This window comes from Streptomyces sp. NPDC087420 (genome assembly GCF_044744165.1).
Taxonomy (GTDB): Bacteria; Actinomycetota; Actinomycetes; order Streptomycetales; family Streptomycetaceae; genus Streptomyces.
In genome coordinates this window covers 1-2,618 of the sequence record NZ_JBIUXU010000040.1, presented here as the reverse complement: position 1 = coordinate 2,618, position 2,618 = coordinate 1, and the positions used below count along the sequence as shown (strand labels likewise).

The 2,618-nt window shown below is 68.3% G+C and carries 1 protein-coding gene; it reads left to right on the top strand.

Annotated elements, in window-relative coordinates:
* The coding region (locus ACIO1C_RS35915) for an SDR family NAD(P)-dependent oxidoreductase (RefSeq protein ID WP_401872025.1) at positions 1 to 2,618 on the top strand (2,618 nt) is incomplete at both ends.

Genomic DNA, 2,618 nt, shown 5'->3' with positions numbered 1-2,618 from the left:
ACAACGACCACATCTACGCGGAGATCGACCTTCCCACCGACCCCGACACCTACAACATCCACCCCGCACTGCTCGACGCCACACTCCACGCCGCACTGATGAGTCAGATCCTGCCGAATGACGGCCGGATACGACTGCCGTATTCCTGGGAAGGCGCAACGCTGCACGCTTCCGGCGCCTCCGCGCTGCGGATATCGGTGACGACCGTGGGGGACAACGCACTACGGTTGCGCGCGGCGGACGGTGCGGGCAAGCCGGTGGCCGAGGTGGCGTCGCTGGCCATGCTGCCGGCCGACCTTGCCGACCTCGCCGCTCCGGCGGTGAACCGAGACTTCCTGCTGTCCTTGGAATGGATACCCGCGCCGTCGGCAGAAGCAGTACCGCCCACCGCACTCTCGCAGCTCGGCCACGACCCGTTCGGCCTGCGCTCGGCGACGGAAACCGGCGTCGACTGGCAAGAGTTCACCGAGCTGTCCGCGATACCCGGCGACTCGCCCGACGTGGTCGTGTGCATCGAAGGTGACGACGCGCCAGACGTCCCGGGAGCCGCCCGCGCGACGCTGTACGGTGCGCTCGATCTGGTTCAGGCATGGGTGTCCGACGACCGGTTCGCGGATGCACGGCTGGTCGTGGTGACCCGGCGTGCGGTGATGACCGGATACGGCGAGCCCGCACCGGACCTTTCCGTCGCACCCCTCTGGGGGTTGCTCCGCTCCGCTCAGAACGAGAATCCTGGTCGGCTGATCCTGATCGATGTGGACGACGATGATCGCTCGCTGGCCGCGCTGCCATCCTCGTTGGCGGGTGACGCCACCCAGTTCGCGTTGCGTGACGGACATGTCGTGGTGCCGCGGCTGGCCAGGGCGAGTACCAAGGACCGACTGCGGGAACCGGAGAGTGTGCAATGGCGGTCGGACTTCGAGGGGCAGAGCGGGCCGGAGTCGCTGTCACGGTGGGACACCAACGGCACTGTGCTGATCACCGGCGGTACGGGAACACTCGGCAGGCTGTTCGCCCGGCACTTGGTCACGAAGCACGGGGTGCGGCAACTGTTGCTGGTCTCTCGGCGTGGGCCGGACGCTCCTGGAGCCGCAGGCCTGGTCGCCGAGCTGTCCGGGCTGGGCGCCGAGGTGAGGGTTGCTGCGTGCGACGTGGCCGACAGGGCCGCGCTTTCCGCACTGCTCGCCGGAATTCCGGCAAACCAGCCGCTCACCAGTGTGGTTCACGCCGCGGGAACCCTGAATGACGGGCTGATCTCCGGGATGACGCCGGAAAGGCTTGACGCCGTGCTGGCGCCTAAGCTGGACGCGGCGTGGAACCTGCATGACCTGACCAGGGACCTCGGGCTGTCCGCGTTCGTGCTGTTCTCCTCGATCATGGGCACGATAGGCAACGCGGGCCAGGGAAACTACGCCGCCGCGAACGTGTTCCTCGACGCGCTTGCCCAGCACCGCCGCGCCACCGGACTGTCGGCGACCTCGCTCGCGTGGGGTTTCTGGAGCGAACGCAGCGAACTGACCGGTGACCTGGACAACGCGGACATCGCTCGAATGGCACGCACCGGGCTGAAACCGCTGCCGTCGGACGAAGGCGTCGCGCTGTTTGACGCGGCGATCGCCGGCGGTGAGGTTACCGCGACACCGGCCGCGCTCGACCTGAACCGGCTGCGCGCGCGGGCCACGGAGGCGAGCCTGCCGGAGGTGCTGCGTGGGCTGGTCCGGACGCGGCGCGCGGCGGCCGCGGTTACGGCGACCGGCTCGACGCTGGCCGAACGGCTGGCTGGCCGGCCGGCCGAGGACGTCGACCGTGAGCTGCTCGACCTGGTGCGCTCCCACACCGCCACCGTGCTTGGCCATGCCGACGCCGGCTCCGTACAGCCGGCCGTTGCGTTCAGGGAACTCGGTCTCGACTCGCTGGCCGCAGTGGAGCTCCGTAAGCGGCTCAACGAAGTTACCGGACTGCGGCTGTCGGCCACCGTGGTGTTCGACCACCCGACCCCGTCCACACTGGCTGTGCTCCTGCGCGAGGAACTGCTGGGCGGGAGCCCCCAGGTCGTCACTCCGGCGACTGCGGCGCCCGCCTCTGCAGCGGACGACGAGCCGGTCGCCATCGTCGGCATGGGGTGCCGATATCCCGGTGGTGTTTTTTCACCAGGCGGTTTGTGGGACCTCGTGCAATCGGGGCGGGATGCTGTTGGCGGGCTGCCGCGAGACCGTGGCTGGGACTTGGACAACCTCTTCGACACGGACCCAGGACGAACAGGCAGGAGCTACGTCGACAAGGGCTACTTCCTCGACAACGCGGGGGAGTTCGACGCCGGATTCTTCGGGATTTCGCCGCGCGAGGCGCTGGCGATGCATCCGCAGCAACGGTTGCTGCTGGAGACCGCGTGGGAGACGTTGGAGGACGCCGGGATCGAGCCTGGTTCGCTGCACGGCAGTGACACGGGCGTATTCATCGGCGCACTGTTCCAGGAATACGGGCCACCGATGCACGAGGGTTCGGCGGAGGTTGACGGGCTGCTGCTTACCGGTACCAGTGGCAGTGTTACGTCTGGTCGGTTGGCGTATTTCCTTGGTCTGGAGGGGCCTGCGGTGACGGTGGACACGGCGTGTTCG